The organism is Actinomycetospora sp. TBRC 11914, from assembly GCF_012933465.1.
Lineage (GTDB): Bacteria > Actinomycetota > Actinomycetes > Mycobacteriales > Pseudonocardiaceae > Actinomycetospora.
This window is the reverse complement of record NZ_JABBND010000023.1, coordinates 1-15,580: the sequence shown is the minus strand read 5'-3', so window position 1 is coordinate 15,580 and position 15,580 is coordinate 1. Positions and strand designations below refer to the sequence as shown.

The 15,580-nt window shown below is 71.3% G+C and carries 14 protein-coding genes, 1 tRNA gene and 1 pseudogene; 2 read left to right on the top strand and 14 right to left on the bottom strand.

The features are described 5' to 3' along the window. Positions 1 to 9: 9 nt before the first annotated feature. The 14 genes and pseudogenes from HH311_RS26820 to HH311_RS26755 all read right to left on the bottom strand — a co-directional run bounded on the left by HH311_RS26820 (position 10) and on the right by HH311_RS26755 (position 13,158). Positions 10 to 1,332 (bottom strand): MCE family protein, encoded by a 1,323-nt coding sequence (locus tag HH311_RS26820; protein ID WP_169186783.1) that lies wholly within the window; start codon positions 1,330 to 1,332, stop codon positions 10 to 12. Continuing rightward, a complete protein-coding gene (locus HH311_RS26815; protein ID WP_312030432.1) occupies positions 1,329 to 2,552 on the bottom strand; it encodes an MCE family protein in 1,224 nt (407 codons plus the stop codon). Before HH311_RS26815 ends, HH311_RS26820 begins: the two co-directional genes overlap by 4 nt. Then, positions 2,549 to 3,604 (bottom strand): MCE family protein, encoded by a 1,056-nt coding sequence (locus HH311_RS26810; RefSeq protein WP_169186781.1) that lies wholly within the window; start codon positions 3,602 to 3,604, stop codon positions 2,549 to 2,551. Before HH311_RS26810 ends, HH311_RS26815 begins: the two co-directional genes overlap by 4 nt. Further along, complete coding sequence (locus tag HH311_RS26805) at positions 3,601 to 5,016, bottom strand: MCE family protein (RefSeq protein ID WP_169186780.1); 1,416 nt, start codon at positions 5,014 to 5,016, stop codon at positions 3,601 to 3,603. The genes HH311_RS26810 and HH311_RS26805 overlap by 4 nt, the downstream gene beginning before the upstream one ends. Further along, entirely contained in the window at positions 5,013 to 5,852 is an 840-nt protein-coding gene (locus tag HH311_RS26800; RefSeq protein ID WP_169186779.1) for an ABC transporter permease, read from the bottom strand. The genes HH311_RS26805 and HH311_RS26800 overlap by 4 nt, the downstream gene beginning before the upstream one ends. A 52-nt stretch (positions 5,853 to 5,904) precedes the next feature. Continuing rightward, on the bottom strand, positions 5,905 to 6,699 hold the full coding sequence (locus tag HH311_RS26795; protein WP_169186778.1) for an ABC transporter permease: 795 nt from the start codon (positions 6,697 to 6,699) through the stop codon (positions 5,905 to 5,907). 695 nt (positions 6,700 to 7,394) lie between these two features. Beyond that, positions 7,395 to 8,393: pseudogene (locus tag HH311_RS32270) on the bottom strand (ABC transporter ATP-binding protein); the annotation flags it as partial. A 357-nt stretch (positions 8,394 to 8,750) separates the two neighbouring features. Then, entirely contained in the window at positions 8,751 to 9,140 is a 390-nt protein-coding gene (gene rplL, locus HH311_RS26785) for a 50S ribosomal protein L7/L12 (protein ID WP_169186777.1), read from the bottom strand. A gap of 43 nt (positions 9,141 to 9,183) precedes the next feature. Next, entirely contained in the window at positions 9,184 to 9,777 is a 594-nt protein-coding gene (gene rplJ / locus HH311_RS26780; protein WP_169186776.1) for a 50S ribosomal protein L10, read from the bottom strand. Between the two features lie 334 nt (positions 9,778 to 10,111). After that, positions 10,112 to 10,825, bottom strand: a complete 714-nt coding sequence (rplA, locus tag HH311_RS26775; RefSeq protein ID WP_169186775.1) for a 50S ribosomal protein L1 — start codon at positions 10,823 to 10,825, stop codon at positions 10,112 to 10,114. A 76-nt stretch (positions 10,826 to 10,901) separates the two neighbouring features. Continuing rightward, positions 10,902 to 11,336 carry a 50S ribosomal protein L11 gene (rplK, locus tag HH311_RS26770; RefSeq protein WP_169186774.1) on the bottom strand — a complete coding sequence of 145 codons (435 nt, stop codon included), beginning with the start codon at positions 11,334 to 11,336 and terminating at the stop codon, positions 10,902 to 10,904. Positions 11,337 to 11,447: 111 nt separating this feature from the next. Next, positions 11,448 to 12,464, bottom strand: a complete 1,017-nt coding sequence (nusG, locus tag HH311_RS26765) for a transcription termination/antitermination protein NusG (protein ID WP_312030431.1) — start codon at positions 12,462 to 12,464, stop codon at positions 11,448 to 11,450. 106 nt (positions 12,465 to 12,570) lie between these two features. Further along, complete coding sequence (gene secE, locus HH311_RS26760) at positions 12,571 to 12,981, bottom strand: preprotein translocase subunit SecE (RefSeq protein ID WP_169186773.1); 411 nt, start codon at positions 12,979 to 12,981, stop codon at positions 12,571 to 12,573. Between the two features lie 104 nt (positions 12,982 to 13,085). Further along, positions 13,086 to 13,158: transfer RNA gene (locus tag HH311_RS26755), tRNA-Trp, on the bottom strand. Positions 13,159 to 13,370: 212 nt separating this feature from the next. On the opposite strand from HH311_RS26755, the gene HH311_RS26750 reads away from it, so the two are divergent. Together HH311_RS26750 and HH311_RS26745 are read left to right on the top strand one after the other, a co-directional pair. Beyond that, the gene (locus HH311_RS26750) at positions 13,371 to 14,621 is read left to right on the top strand and encodes a pyridoxal phosphate-dependent aminotransferase (RefSeq protein ID WP_169186772.1); all 1,251 of its coding nucleotides are present in this window, start codon (positions 13,371 to 13,373) and stop codon (positions 14,619 to 14,621) included. Between the two features lie 78 nt (positions 14,622 to 14,699). Next, a partial coding sequence (locus tag HH311_RS26745; protein ID WP_169186771.1) for an SGNH/GDSL hydrolase family protein occupies positions 14,700 to 15,580 on the top strand: 881 nt, incomplete at its 3' end.

Sequence of the window (15,580 nt, the reverse complement as noted above, 5' to 3'; positions counted from 1 at the left end):
CGGTCTCCCTCATCGCGTCGTCAGCCCCTGCAACAGGCCCTGCCCCGGCTGGGTCGGGGCGGGCTGGTCGGCGACCGTGGGCGCGGGGGCCACCGCGGTGGTCGCGTTCTGGAGGACGTTCCCGACCGCGGCCGCCGCAGCCTGGTTCTGGTTCAGCAGCGTCGCGAGCTGGGCGTAGGGGGCCACCGCCGACTGGAGCGACGTCGCTCCGGTCTGCGACAGCGCCGCGCACGTGGTGACCGCCTGCGACACCTGGGTCGGGAGCTGGCCCGGTGCGACGGTGCCGAGGAGCCCCCCGAGCGGGTTCCCGCTGAGGAGCCCGCACAGGAGCGCCTGCGGTTCGAGCGTCGGCAGGTTGAGCCCCGGGACCAGGACCGGACGCACGTCGAGCGTCCCGTACTTGGCGTTGTAGGAGTTCGTCAGGTTGCTCAGGGCGAGCGGAGCGACGTCGAAGGTCTCGGTGAGGGCCTTCTGCTGACGCACCAGGATGTCGGTGATGCTCGCGAGCTTGCTGACGTCGGTGTGCAGGCCGTCGCGGTTGTCGCGCACGAACGAGGCGACGTCCTCGAGGGCCGGCGGCAGGACCTGGAGGACCTGCGAGAGGTTGCCCCGCTCGGCCGCCAGGAAGCCGGAGAAGTCGGCGAGCTGGTTGTTCAGCAGGCGCACCTGGCCGTCGTTGCGGGCCAGCATGTTCGTGAACTGCCCGAGGTTGTCGACGGTGGCGAACAGGTTCTCGCGGTTGTCCGAGAGCGTCCCGACGGCCCCGGCGAGCTGGGTGATCGTCTGCTTGATCGCCTCGCCGTTGCCGCCCAGCGCGCCGGCCGAGGACTGGAGCAGCCGGTTGAGGGCGCCGTCCTTGTTGGCCCCGTTCGGCCCGAGGGCGGTGGCGATCTGGTCGAGGCTCTTGTAGACGCGGTCGAGCTCGACCGGCACTGCCGTGCGCTGCACGGGGATCACGGCGCCGTCGTTCATCATCGGCCCGCCGGTGTAGTCCGGGCCGAGCTGCACGTAGCGGTCGGAGACCAGGGTCGGCGCGACGATGACGGCCTTGGCGTCGGCCGCGACCGGCACCTTGTTGTCGACCTTGAGGGTCACCCGCACGACGTTGCCCTGCGGGACGATCTCCTCGACCGATCCGACCGGCACGCCGTTCACGTCGACGGTGTTCTTGGTGTAGAGCCCGACGACGCTGGTGAAGTACGCCGTGATGGTGCGCGAGCTGCCGCGCTGCAGGGCGTACCAGAGCCCGGCCGTCGCCAGGAGCGCGACGATGAGGACCACGGCCAGCGTGCGGGCCAGGCTGTCGAAGACGTCGGTGAGGCGGGTCGTCACCGGTTACCCCCTCCCTGGGCCGGGGCCGGCGCCGCGGCGGGCGCCTGGGTGGTGCCCTGGGCCGTGCCGATCGCGGCCGGGTTGATCAGCGGCACACCGTTCGGGAACAGCGTGTTCAGGTTGATCCCGGCCGCCTGGCCGGCCTGCAGCAGCGGCTGGCCGAGGCCGTTGACGGCATTGGTGATCAGTGCCGGCGACGGCGACAGGTTGCCGAGCAGCGACTGCGCGAACGCCAGCTGGTTCTGGCTGTCGTTGGGGACGCAGTTCGAGTCGCCCGGCGGGTCGAAGTTGCAGATGTACGCGTCGAACCACCGGCCGTTGCCGACGACGTTGCCGAACACCCGCACGAACGGCGCGAAGAGCCGGATGCCGTTCTCGAGGTTCGCCGAGTTCTGCTGCAGGGTGGTCAGGACCCCGTTCAGCTTGTCCAGCGTCGGGCCGAGCGTCGCCCGGTTGTCGGCGACCAGGCCCCGCAGCTGGTTCGACAGCGCGATCGTGCCGTTGAGCAGGTCGTCGATCGCCGCCTTGCGGCTGCGCAGCTCCCCGAGCAGCAGGTTGCCGTTCTGGATCAGCGTCGCGATGTCGCCGTCGCGGGCCGCCAGCACCTGGGTCGTGGCCCGGGTGTTCGCGAGCAGGTGGGCGAGCTCGGCGTCCCGCGAGGAGATCGTCTGCGAGAGCCGGGAGAGCCCGTCGAGCGCGGGCCGGATCGGCCCGCTCGCCCCGTCCAGGGTCTGCGAGAGCGTGTTGAGGCTCTCGGCCACCTGGTCGGTGTTGACGCCCTCGACGGTCGTCGTGAGCTGCGAGAACGCGTCGATGACGTCGAACGGCGCCGTCGTCCGGGTCCGCGGGATCGCGACGTCGGGGTTCAGCGGCTGGGTCCCGGCGGGCTCGAGCGCGATGAACTTCTGCCCGAGCAGCGTCTTGATCTCGATGGAGGCCCGGGTCTGGTCCCCGATCCAGGCGTCCGGCGCCTTGAAGGAGATCACGACGTCGTTGCCGTCGAGGGCGACGTCGGTGACGGTCCCGACCCGGATGCCCGCGACACGGACGTCGTCGTCGGGCTGCACCCCGGCGGCCTCGGCGAACCGCGCGGTGTAGGTCGCCCCCTGCCCCACGAGGGGCAGGTCGCGGATGTTCAGCGACGCGAGCACCAGCAGGACCAGCACGATGATGCTCACCGCGCCGATGACGATCGGGTTCCGCTTGCGGAACGGCTTCATCCTCCGCATCGGTACCCCGTTCCCGGGATCGGGAGCGATCCGGAGATCGACGGCGGGACGCCGGGGATCGCCACGCCCCCGGGCAGTGTGGTGTCGATCGTGACCCCCGCCTGGCAGAGGTAGAAGTTGAACCACGACCCGTAGCTGCCGGCCCGGCCGAAGTTGTTGGCCTTCTGCGGGATGTTCCGCAAGGCGTTCTCCACGAGGCCTCGGTTGCGGTTGAGGATGTCCGACTCCTGGCCGAGCTTGACGATGTCGTCGGCCAGCGGCGGGCGGGCCTGCTGGAGGAATCCGGCGGTGACGTTGGTGAGGTCCGCGATCGGCTGCAGCGACGAGCCGATGGCGACCCGGTCCTGCGCGAGGCCGGTGACCAGCTGCTGGAGCGAGACGATCAGCCCGGAGAGCTTGTCGTCGCGGGCGTTCACCGTGTCCAGCGTCAGGTTCAGGTTGTTGATGACGTCGCCGATCACGGCGTCGCGGTCGGCGATCGTCGAGGTCAGCGACGCGGTGTTCGCGAGGAGCTGGTTGATGTTCCCGCCCTCGCCCTGGAGCACCTGGATGATCTCGAACGAGAGCCGGTTGACGTCGTCGGGATTGAGCGCCTGGAACAGGGGCTTGAAGCCGTTGAACACCGTGGTCAGGTTCAGCGGCGGGTCGGTCATCGTCACCGGGATGGTGGCGCCGGGCTGCAGGTACTGGTTCATCGGGCCGTTGCCGCGCTGGATCTCCAGGTACCGCTGCCCGACGAGGTTCTGGTACTTGATCGCGAACCGGGCACCCGTCGGGAGCTTGCGGTCGTCCTGGACGTCGAAGGACACCTGGGCGACGTCGCGGTTGACGATCTGCACGTCGGAGACCTCGCCCACGCGGACGCCGGCGATGCGGACGTCGCTGCCGGGGATGAGGCCGGACGCGTCGGTGAAGAGCGCCTTGTAGGTCTCCGTCGACCCGAAGAACTGGTTCTGGATCGTCGTCAGGAGCAGCAGCACCGACAGCACGGTGACCAGGGCGAAGATGCCCAGCTTGATCAGTGGTGCCAGGACGCCCCTCACGAGATCCCCACCGTCGTGCCGCGCATGGTCGCGGCCGTCAGGTACGGGGCGAAGGCGGGCACCTGCCCCTGCGGCACCTTCATCTCCATCCCGGTCAGCGTGGTCACGAGCTGACGCTCCTCCGGCGAGTTCGGGGTGTTCGGCAGCCCGATGTTCGCGGCGTCGATCCCCGCCGCGCTCTGGCCCTGGGTGGTCCCGCCGGTCGTGGTCGACCCGGTGGTCGCCGTCGACTGCTGGGTGGTGGGGGCCGCAGAGCCCGTCCCGGGGAGGACGCCGAGCGGCGGTCCGGCCGCCGGGGGCGGCGCGTATGAGCCGTCCGCGAACGGTCCTCCCGGCGGGTACTGCGGGGCCCGGCCGTTGATGATGTAGCAGCGCGGACCGCGCTTGTCGGCGTAGGCCGGGGAGTCACTCGGCAGGTAGGGCCCGCGGTTCTGGACCAGCGAGGCCGCGATCTGGATGCCGGTGTCCGGCTTGAGGACGGCGTTGATCTTCGGTGTCAGGTCGGTCAGCTGCTGCAGCAGGCAGGGGAACTCCGGGCTGTAGCGCGCCAGGAGGTCCAGGACCGGCAGCGACGTCGCGGCCAGGTTGATGATGTTCGCGCGGTTCGCGAGCAGGAAGTCGGTCGTCGTGTTCGACGCCGAGGTCACCGTCCGGAACGTGGACTCGAACGCGGCGCGCTCCTGCACCAGCGTGCGGCTGGTGGTGACCAGGTTGTCGAGCGCGTTGATCAGGTCCGGCGTCGCCGCGTTGTAGATGTCCGCGGTCGGCGCCAACCGGTTGATCGTGGCGAGGAGGTCCGGCAGCGACGGGTTGAGGCCCTGGAGGTACTGGTTGAGCTGCACCAGGGTGCCGCCGAACTGCTGGCCCCGCCCGGAGAGCGCCTCGGAGATCGCGCCGAGGGTGTCCGAGAGCTTCTGCGGCTGCACCGCGGTCAGCACCGGCAGCAGGTCGTTGAGCACCTGCTCGGTCTCGGTCGCGTTCTGCGACCGGTCCTCGGTGATCAGGTCGCCGTCGGCCAGCGGCCGCGACGACGGGTTCGGCGGGAAGACGAGCGAGATGTAGCGCTCACCGAACAGCGTCTTCGGGATGAGCATCGCGGTGACGTTGCTCGGGATCGAGGCGATGGCGTCGGGGTCGATGGCCATCTGGACGGTGGCCTTCTGCCCGTCGGACTCGACGGACTTGATCTCGCCGACGATGACGCCGTGGACCTTCACGTCGCCCTGCTTGGAGAGCTGGTTGCCGACGGTGTCGGTCTGCAGCGTCACCATGTCGACGGGCTTGAAGACCTTGTTGAAGTTCAGCAGGCACAGGGTCACCACGAGCGCCATGACCAGCAGCAGCACGAGGCCGTACACGCGCCGCCGGGTGGGCGAGAGCGGCGGCCGGAGGTCCTTCGTGGGCGCGGTCATCCGGCGATCCGGATCGACGTCGTGGTGCCCCAGATCGCCAGGGTCAGCAGGTTGTCGAGGACGGTGAAGACGACGATCGAGTTGCGGACCGCGTTCCCGACGGCGACGCCCACGCCGGCGGGGCCGCCGCCGGCGTTGTAGCCGTAGTAGCAGTGGATCAGGATGATCGCGAACGCGAAGATCAGGACCTTGGCGAACGAGTAGACGACGTCCGTCGGTGGCAGGAACAGGTTGAAGTAGTGGTCGTAGGTCCCCGACGACTGCGTGTAGAAGTTCGTGACCAGCAGGCGTGACGCGAGGTACGAGGCGACCAGACCGATCACGTAGAGCGGGATGACCGCGATGAACCCGGCGATGACGCGCGAGGTCACCAGGAACGGCAGCGAGGGCACCGCCATGACCTCGAGCGCGTCGATCTCCTCCGAGACCCGCTGGGCGCCCAGCTGGGCGGTGAAGCCGGCGCCGACCGTCGCGGAGAGCGCCAGCGCGCCGACCAGGGGCGCGACCTCGCGGGTGTTGAAGTAGGCGGTCACGAAGCCCGCGAACGCCGAGGTGCCGATCTGGTTCAGGGCCGAGTAGCTCTGCAGGCCGACGACGGAGCCGGTGAAGAACGTCAGCGTCGCGACGATGACGACCGTGCCGCCGATGAGGGCGAGCGCACCGGACCCGAACGCGACCTCGGTGAGCAGGCGCAGCACCTCGCGCTTGTAGCGGCGCAGGGTGCGGGGGATCCAGCCGATCGTCTTCGCGTAGAAGGCGGCCTGGTCGCCCATCGTGTCGAGCACACCGAGCGGTGCGTCGACGAGTGCCCGCGCTCGGCGGGTGATCACTGCCATGGGATGTCTCCGGCCCTGTGGGGAGCGAACAGCGTCGGAAGGTGCATTCGCGCTAGAACTTGCTCGGGGGGACGAGGTTCAGGTACACGGCCGTCACGATCACGTTGATCGCGAACAGCAGGACGAACGTGATGACGACGGCCTGGTTGACCGCGTCGCCCACGCCCTTGGGGCCACCCGAGGGGTTCAGCCCCCGGTAGGCCGCCACGACTCCGGCCGCGAGGCCGAACAGCAACGCCTTGACGAAGCCCACGACGAGGTCGGTGGGCTTGGACAACGCCGAGAACCCCTGCACGTAGGCGCCGGGGGTGACCCCTTGGAGCACGACGTTGAAGTAGTAGCCGCCCGCGACGCCGACGATCGAGACGAGGCCGAACAGCAGCGCCGACACGAGCATGGCCGCGAGCACGCGCGGGACGACGAGGCGCTGGATCGGGTTGATGCCCAGCACCTCCATCGCGTCGATCTCCTCACGGATGGTCCGGGCACCGAGGTCCGCGCAGATGGCGGACCCGCCGGCCCCGGCGACCAGCAGGGCGCAGATGACGGGGGCCGCCTGCTGGATCACCGCCAGGGTGCTGGCGGCGCCGGAGAACGACTGGGCGCCGAACTGGCGGATCAGCGACCCCAGCTGCAGCGAGATGACCGAACCGAACGAGATCGAGACCAGCGCCGCGGGGAGGATGCACACCCGCGAGACGAACCAGCACTGCTCGATGAACTCCTTGGTCTGGAACGGCGGCTGGAAGATGCCGACGAAGATGTCCAGGCCGAGCGCGAAGAGCTTGCCGGTCGCCGAGAGCGCCCCGGCGCCGGGGAAGCGTCCCGCCGTGATCCGTGAGGTCACGAGTCGCTCCGGCGGAAGAGGCGGCGCAGGCCGCCCTCGTGGCGCTGCTCGGAGGAGCCGCCCGACCCGGAGCCGGTCGGGCCCTGCGGGGCGGGGCTGCCGGCGAGCTGCTCCGCGCCGGACTGCGGCGTCCCGGCGCCGTCCGCGGCCGCGGGGGCGGCGGGGCCGCCGCGTCCGCCGTCCTGCCGGGACGGGTCGGGGCCGACGAGCCCGGTCGGTCCGCCGGACTGCTGGTCCCGGCCGTTCGTGCCCTGCGCGCCGCCGGCGACGGGGATCTGCTCGGTGCGCTGCTCGTCCTCGTCGGACTGCTGGTCCCGGGTCTGGTCGGACTGCTGGTCCTGGGTCTGGTCCCCGTCGGTGCTGCCCGAAGCGCCGGTCTTCTCGTCCTCGGACTTGGTGTGCTCCCCGGCCTGCGGCAGGACCACGGTGCCCCCGGCGTAGTCGTCGACGGGCACCCCGACCAGCGGCTCGTCGGACTCCGGCGGGTCCGGCGGGGCCTTGCGGGCCTCGGCGTCGGCGTTCGGATCCCCCGACCCGGCCTGGGAACCCTCCCCCTCGCCCTCCCCCGCGGGAGAGCCCTCGACCATCGACTCCGACTGGCTCTCCTGCATCGCCTGGTAGCCGAACGGGTCCGCGTCCTCGGGCGGGTTGTCGCGGGTGACCTCGATCAGCTCGGTGCGGTCCTGGTCCTTGGAGATGCCATAGCGCGCCATGTCCTCCTCGGTCAGCGACTCCAGGATCGCGGTCTGCGCCTTCTCCGGCAGCGTGTGCAGGATCTGCATCACCCGGTCCTTGCGCCGCTGCACCGCCTTGCGCTCCCCGAGCCCCTCGGTCGGCAGCAACTGCGGATCGATGAACGACTCCTCGGACTCCGCCGAGCCGCCCTGCTTCTTGAGCTCCTCGAGCTCGGCCTCCATCTGGGCGGTGTCCTTCTCCTCACTCATCCCGATGGGCCCGACACGGCGGCCCTGCAGGAACTGCTGCACCACCGGCTCCTCACTGGTGAGCAGCACCTCGCGGGGCCCGAACATCACCAGGTTCCGCCGGAACAGCATCCCGATGTTGTCCGGCAACGACCGCGCCGTGCCCAGGTGGTGGGTCACGATCAGGATCGTCGCGTCCAGCTGCGTGTTCAGATCCACGATCAACTGGTTCAGGTACGCCGTGCGCACCGGGTCCAGCCCGGAGTCCGGCTCGTCGACCAGGATGATCTCCGGGTCCAGCACCAGCGCCCGCGCCAACCCGGCCCGCTTCTTCATCCCCCCCGAGATCTCCCCCGGGAGCTTGTCCTCCGCGCCGCCGAGCCCGACCAGGTCGAGCTTCTCCATGACGATGTCCTTGATCTCGGACTCGCCCTTGCGGGTGTGCTCCCGCAGCGGGAACGCGATGTTGTCGTAGAGGTTCATCGACCCGAACAACGCGCCGTCCTGGAACAGCACCCCGAACAACTTGCGGATCTCGTAGAGCTTCGACTCCGAACACCGCACCAGGTCAGTGTCGTGGATGAAGATCGATCCTTTCTCCGGCTTGAGCAGCCCGATGATCGACTTCAACAGCACCGACTTGCCCGTCCCCGACGGACCCAGCAGCACGCTGACCTCACCCGCCGGCAGCGTCAACGTCACGTCGGACCAGATGTTCGAACTCCCGAACGACTTCGAGAGATTCTTGATCCCGACCTCGACGCCACCCATCGAGTCTCCTCCCGGCATGGTGTCCGACCTCGCCGCGGCGAACGGCCGTGGCTCGACCTCGCGCGGATGTGCGCCGAGCGACGGCGCGGTCCCCCGACGAGTCGGGCATCACAGCGACAACGACGGGCGCGAGGGGAGGTTACTGGAGGGGTAACTCTGCTCACCCGTGGGTGGCAGAGCGCCCCGGTGGGGGCACGTCGGACGGGACCGTTCAGGTGAGTCGAGGCCGGGCGCAATAGGCCGAACGGACCGTGAAACGACGACGGGGCGGGGTCCCGGAGGACCCCGCCCCGTCGTGGCGGAGGACCCGACCGCCCCTCGTCGCAGCGGGCGGACCGGTCAGCTCAGGTGGTCGGCTCAGGTCAGGTTGACCTTGGCGCCGGCCTCCTCGAGCTTGGCCTTGGCCGCCTCGGCGGCCTCCTTGTTGACGCCCTCGAGGAGCGGCTTCGGGGCGCTCTCGACGAGCTCCTTGGCCTCCTTGAGGCCCAGGCCCGAGACGACCTCGCGGACGACCTTGATGACCTGGATCTTCTTGTCACCCGCGGCCTCGAGGACGACGTTGAACTCGTCCTTCTCCTCCTCGACCGGGGCGGCGGCACCGCCGGCGGCCGGGGCGGCCGCGGCGGCGACCGGCGCCGCGGCGGTGACCTCGAAGGTGTCCTCGAACTTCTTCACGAACTCCGAGAGCTCGAGCAGCGTCATGTCCTTGAAGGCGTCGAGCAGCTCGTCGGTGGACAGCTTCGCCATGGTGGCGGTCCCTCTTTCTGCGTTCAGGGGGTGGTGTCGGTGATCAGGACTCGGCAGCGGCGTCGGCCGACTCGACCGCGGCGACGGCCTCCTCGGTGCTCCCGCTGCCCTCGGCGGCCCGCTTGTCCTGCAGGGCCTGCGCGAGGCGGGCGATCTGGGACGCCGGGGCGTTGAACAGGCCGGCGGCCTTGGCGAGGTTGCCCTTCATGGCGCCGGCCAGCTTGGCCAGCAGCACCTCGCGGGAGTCGAGGTCGGCCAGCTGGTCGACCTCGGCGGCGGAGAGCGCGCGGCCCTCCATGTAGCCGCCCTTGACCACGAGTGCCTTGTTGTCCCTCTGGAACTCGCGGAGCGCCTTGGCGGCGTCGACGGGCTCCCCGGAGACGAAGGCGATCGCCGTCGGCCCGACGAGCAGGTCGTCGAGGCCCTCCACGCCGGCGTCGGCGGCGGCCCGCTTGACCAGCGTGTTCTTGGCGACGGTGTAGTTCACGTCGGAGCCCAGCGAGCGCCGCAGCTGCGTGATCTGCGACATCGACAGGCCCCGGTACTCGGTGACGACCATGGCCGAGGCGTCGCGGAACTCCGCGGTGATCTCGGCGACGGCGGCCACCTTCTCGGCGGCCGGTGCACGTTCGGCCATCCGCGCCTCCTTTCCTCACTCGGGCGTCGGTTCGGCGAGGACCACCCGGGGGCCGGAGACGACGAACGCCCCGTGCGCAGGCGCACGGGGCGTGAGGGGCGGCAGGCCTGGGGCCGGCACGCATCGCTGCCTCGTCCTCCTGCGCGGGCCGTCCGTCGATCGGACCTTCGTCCTCCCCGCGGACGGGGAGGAGACCAGCGGTCTCGGGTGGAGCTCGGTGACGATGCCGGTGGACGAGAGCGCTCCACCGGAGGTGTCCTTACCAGGATACGCGACGGCCCGGGCCTCCCCGTCGAGCGGGGTGGCCCGGGCCGGTGCGGCGCGGGAGGGGACGTCAGGCGGTCTCGGCCGCCGTCAGGTTCCGCGTGCGGTTCGGGTCCACGGGGATGCCGGGGCCCATCGTCGTCGTGACGGTGATCTTCTTGACGTACCGGCCCTTGGCGGCCGAGGGCTTCGCGCGGAGGATCTCGTCGAGAGCCGCCCCGTAGTTCTCGACGAGCTTCTCGGCGTCGAAGCTGGCCTTCCCGATGACGAGGTGCAGGTTCGCCTGCTTGTCGACCCGGAAGTTGACCTTGCCGCCCTTGATGTCGGAGACCGCACGGGCCACGTCCGGGGTGACCGTGCCGGTCTTCGGGTTCGGCATGAGGCCGCGGGGGCCGAGGATGCGGGCGACCCGCCCGACCTTGGCCATCTGGTCCGGCGCGGCGACGGCCGCGTCGAACTCGAGCCAGCCGCCCTGGATGCGCTCGATGAGGTCGTCCGAGCCGACCACGTCAGCGCCGGCGGCCTCGGCCTCGGCGGCCTTGTCACCGGTGGCGAACACGATGACGCGGGCCGTCTTGCCGGTGCCGTGCGGCAGGTTGATGGTGCCGCGCACCATCTGGTCGGCCTTGCGGGGGTCGACGCCGAGACGCATCGCCACCTCGACGGTGGCGTCCATCTTCGTCGTCGACGTCTTCTTGGCGAGCTCGACGGCCTCGAGCGGCGCGTACAGCCGCTCCTCGTCGATGAGCTCGGCGGCCTGGCGGTAGGCCTTGCTGCGCTTCATGAGCTGTCCGTTCCTTCGTGGATCAGGTGTGGTGACGGGCGGCGCGCGCCCTCCCACGGGTCCGGCGTGAGGGTCCTCAGCCGGTGACCGTCAGGCCCATCGACCGGGCGGTCCCGGCGATGATCTTGGCGGCCTGGTCGATGTCGTTGGCGTTGAGGTCGGCCATCTTGGTCTGCGCGATCTCGCGGACCTGCGCGTCGGTGACCGAGCCGACCTTCTTGGTGTGCGGCGTCGCGCTGCCCGACTGGATGCCCGCGGCGGCCAGCAGCAGCTTCGCCGCCGGCGGCGTCTTGAGCTTGAAGTCGAAGGAGCGGTCCTCGTAGATCGAGATCTCGACCGGCACGACCTGACCACGCTGCGCCTCGGTGGCGGCGTTGTAGGCCTTGCAGAACTCCATGATGTTGACGCCGTGCTGGCCCAGCGCGGGGCCGACCGGCGGGGCCGGCGTCGCCGCGCCCGCCTTGATCTGCAGCTTGACGACCGCGGACAGTCGCCTCTTCTTCGGGGGCATCCCTACAGCTTCCTCACGTGTTCATCGGGGCGACCGGTCGTGTCCGGACCACGACCGGCGTCGCCCCCGACGCCGTGGGTACAGCGCCGGGGGACGGTTCGGTGTTCCCGCTCAGATCTTCGAGACCTGGTTGAACCCCAGTTCGACGGGGGTCTCGCGGCCGAAGATGGAGACCAGGACCTTGACCTTCTGGGCGTCGACGTTGACCTCGGAGATGCTCGCCGGGAGCGTCGCGAACGGGCCGTCCATGACGGTGACCGACTCGCCGACCTCGAAGTCGACCTCCACCGGCGACGGGCCGCTCGCGGCGGCCGCGGCACCCGTCGTGGCGTCGGCGCCCTTGGCCTTCTTGGGCGTCTCCTGCCGCGGGAGCAGGAACTTGGTGACCTCGTCGAGCGTGAGCGGCGAGGGCCGCGACGTCGCCCCGACGAAGCCCGTGACGCCCGGGGTGTTGCGCACCGCGCTCCACGAGGCGTCGTTCAGGTCCATCCGCACGAGGATGTAGCCGGGCAGCACCTTGCGCTGGACCTGCTTGCGCTGCCCGTTCTTGATCTCGGTGACCTCCTCGGTGGGCACCTCGACCTGGAAGATGAAGTCCTCGACGTCGAGCGTCTGCACGCGCGTCTCGAGGTTGGTCTTCACCTTGTTCTCGTAGCCGGCGTAGGAGTGCACGACGTACCAGTCGCCCGGCTGCAGCCGCAGCTGCGCCTTGAGCGTCGCGACCGGGTCCTCGTCCTCGGCGGGCTCGGCGTCCTCGGCGGGCTCGGCGGCCACGGGCTCCTCGGCGGGCGCGCCCTCGGCGCCGACGGCCGTCTCGTCCGCGTCGGTCACCGCCTGCTCCGGCAGGTCCGCGGGCTCGTCGTCGGACGACGCGCCCAGCGCCTCGCGGGCGGCGGCGATCTCCGCCTCCGCGTCACCGGCGTCGGCGTCGGCGTCGGTCCCGTCGTCCCCCGCCTCCTCGCGCGCCTGCGCGGCGGCCGCGGCCACCTGGGCGTCGTCGAGGGTGGCCGGGGCCTCCTCGGTGCTGAGGTCCGAGCCCTCCCGCACCATCACCCCGCGCGTGCGGGCCTCGGCGACGAGCTCGGGCTCGCCGTCGTTGCCGTGCTCGCCAACTTCTCCGGAGGTCACTTCTCGTCTCACTTCCCTCAACTGCGGGTCCGGGCGTGGTGCGCGGCCCTCCCGCGCGGTGGTGCCGGCCGTCGTGGTGCCCGACCGCGGACGGCCGGGACGCCGGTCAGCCGAACAGGGCGAACGTGAGCTTCTGGAACCCGACGTCCAGCAGCCCGACCAGCGTGACCATGAACGCGACGAACACCAGGACGACCACCGTGTAGACGACGATCTGGCGCCGCGTCGGCCAGTGGACCTTCCGCAGCTCCGCGACCACCTCGCGCAGGAAGCGCTGCAGCCGCGCGATCACCGAGCCTTCCGACGACGCCCGGGCGGCGTCGCGCGACGGCGTGGGGGCGCCCTTGTCCCCGCGCGCCGTGGTGGCGACCCGGGTGGTCCCCCCGGTCTCGCCGTCCCCGTCCGCCGCCCCGCGGCGACGGCGGCCGGCCGCGGTGACGGGACGGGAGCCGGAGGCGTCGGGGCGCCCGGCGCCGTCGGCACCGGAGCGGCGCCGCCCGCCCGTGTCCTCGCTCAACTCTTCCCGTCCTCACCCCGGCTGGACCATCTCCACCGGCTCCGCCCGGCGGCCCGGCCGGGTCACCGCGTCCGTCGTGTCCGCGCCGCGGGCGGCCCGGAATGCAGGGGCGACAGGACTTGAACCTGCAACCTGCGGTTTTGGAGACCGCTGCTCTGCCAATTGAGCTACGCCCCTGTGGCGGCCCGTCGGGAGCCGCCGGACGCCGGGATCCCCTGCCCGGCGCGCATCCACCGCGGTGCACGCATGCCGAGACCGAGGACCCGTCGTCCCGTGCGGCCGATCCTACGGCACCCCCGACGCGCGACGGTCGGCCGCCCTCCTGGGGCCCCACCGACGAGGAGAATCTGCTCGCTGGCGGGGGGAGCACGTCTGCGAGAATCCCGGGCATGACCGCAGTCACGTCCTCCAGCTCGTCCCACCTCGCGCCTGCCGCCACCGATCGCCGCATCTCGGCGCGCATCGGGGGCATCGCGGAGTCGGCGACGCTGGCGGTGGACGCGAAGGCCAAGGCACTCAAGGCCGCCGGGCGCCCGGTCATCGGCTTCGGCGCCGGCGAGCCCGACTTCCCGACGCCCCAGCCGGTCGTCGACGCCGCCGTCGCCGCGTGCTCCGACCCGAAGAACCACCGCTACTCCCCCGCGGGCGGGCTCCCCGAGCTGCGCGAGGCCGTCGCCGCGAAGACCCGCCGCGACTCCGGGTGGGACGTCAGGCCCTCCCAGGTCCTCATCACCAACGGCGGCAAGCAGGCGGTGTTCGAGGCGTTCGCGACGATCGTCGACCCGGGCGACGAGGTGCTGCTCCCCGCCCCGTTCTGGACCACCTACCCCGAGGCCGCGCGCATGGCAGGCGGCGACCCGGTGCAGGTCGACACCGACGCCTCCACCGGCTTCCTGCCCACCGTCGAGGCCCTCGAGGCCGCCCGCACCCCGCGCACGAAGGTGCTGCTGTGGTGCTCGCCCTCCAACCCGACCGGCGCGGTCGCGCCGCGCGAGCTGGTCGAGGCGATCGGCCGCTGGGCCGCCGAGCACGGCATCTGGGTGATCGCCGACGAGATCTACGAGCACCTCGTCTACGACGGCGCCGAGCACGTGTCGATGCCCGTCGCGGTCCCCGAGGTCGCCGACCGCTGCATCGTCGTCAACGGCGTCGCGAAGACCTACGCGATGACCGGGTGGCGCGTGGGCTGGCTCATCGGCCCCGACGACGTGGTGAAGGCCGCCGCGAACATGCAGTCCCACGTCACCTCGAACGTCTGCAACGTGGCCCAGCGCGCCGCCCTCGAGGCCGTGACCGGGTCGCTGGACGCGGTCGAGGAGATGCGCGCCGCCTTCGACCGCCGCCGCCGCACGATCGTCGAGATGCTCTCGGCCATCGACGGGGTCGAGTGCCCGACGCCGCGCGGCGCCTTCTACGCCTACGCCGACGTGCGGGGGCTGCTCGGGCGCGAGCTGCGCGGGGAGCGCCCGCAGACCTCGGTGGACCTCGCGGCGGCGATCCTCGAGCACGCGGAGGTCGCGGTCGTCCCCGGCGAGGCCTTCGGGACGCCGGGCTACTTCCGGCTCTCCTACGCGCTGGGGGACGACGACCTGCGCACCGGGGTCAGCCGGATGGCTGACCTGCTCGCCGAGATGTCCTGACGACCGCCAGGATCGACGAGGGCGCCGGGGCGAGCCGGCCGCCGCGTCGGGCACCGAGCACATCGGCGAGGGGGACACGTGGGGGTTCGGTCGGTCCTGTGCTGCCTGGTCACGGGCGCACTGCTGTGGGGCGCGGCCGGCGTCGCGTCGGCGGACCCGGCGGGCGGGGGGACATCGCCCTACGTGGCGCTCGGCGACTCCTACACCGCCTCCCCGTTGACCGGGGCGAGCGCGGGCCCGCCCCCCGGGTGCTTCCGCTCGGTGAACAACTACCCGCACCTCACGGCGACCGCGCTGGGAGCGCAGCTCACCGACGTGAGCTGCTCCGGCGCGACCACGAAGGAGTTCGGGACCGCGCAGACCACCGACGCCGGGGTGAACCCGCCGCAGTACTCGGCGCTGACGAAGGCCACGGAGCTCGTCACGGTCGGGATCGGCGGCAACGACATCGGGTTCTCCGAGATCGTGCGGAGCTGCCTGTCGGCCACGCCGTTCGGGACGCCCTGCAAGGACCGCTACACCGCCGGCGGCACCGACGAGCTCCGGCAGCGGATCAACGCGCTGGGCGGCAATCTCGCCACGGTGCTCAAGGAGGTCCACCGGCGCTCGCCGTCCGCGCGCGTGGCGCTGGTCGGCTACCCGTCGGTCCTGCCGGCCACCGGCCCCGGCTGCTACCCGGCGGTGCCGATCACCCCGGGCGACGTGGAGTACCTGCGCGGGGTGCTGGGTGACCTGAACACCCGCATCCAGCGCAGCGCCGGCGCCGGGTCGGCGACGTACGTGGACACCTACACCTCGACGGTCGGCCACGACATCTGCCAGGCGCCCGGCACCAAGTGGATCGAGGGCATCGTCCCGACCGCGCCCGCGTTCCCGGTGCACCCGAACGCGCTGGGCTCGGCGGCGCTCTCGCGGGCCGTGGTGGCGGCACTCGGCGGCGGGTCGACCGCGGCGGCCAG

What these genes read in the sequence shown, in the direction of transcription:
- HH311_RS26815 (WP_312030432.1), bottom strand. Translation starts at nt 2,552, where the DNA reads ATGAAGCCGTTCCGCAAGCGGAACCCGATCGTCATCGGCGCGGTGAGC.
- HH311_RS26805 (WP_169186780.1), bottom strand. Translation starts at nt 5,016, where the DNA reads ATGACCGCGCCCACGAAGGACCTCCGGCCGCCGCTCTCGCCCACCCGG.
- HH311_RS26800 (WP_169186779.1), bottom strand. Translation starts at nt 5,852, where the DNA reads ATGGCAGTGATCACCCGCCGAGCGCGGGCACTCGTCGACGCACCGCTC.
- rplL (WP_169186777.1), bottom strand. Translation starts at nt 9,140, where the DNA reads ATGGCGAAGCTGTCCACCGACGAGCTGCTCGACGCCTTCAAGGACATG.
- rplJ (WP_169186776.1), bottom strand. Translation starts at nt 9,777, where the DNA reads ATGGCCGAACGTGCACCGGCCGCCGAGAAGGTGGCCGCCGTCGCCGAG.
- rplA (WP_169186775.1), bottom strand. Translation starts at nt 10,825, where the DNA reads ATGAAGCGCAGCAAGGCCTACCGCCAGGCCGCCGAGCTCATCGACGAG.
- rplK (WP_169186774.1), bottom strand. Translation starts at nt 11,336, where the DNA reads ATGCCCCCGAAGAAGAGGCGACTGTCCGCGGTCGTCAAGCTGCAGATC.
- HH311_RS26750 (WP_169186772.1), top strand. Translation starts at nt 13,371, where the DNA reads ATGACCGCAGTCACGTCCTCCAGCTCGTCCCACCTCGCGCCTGCCGCC.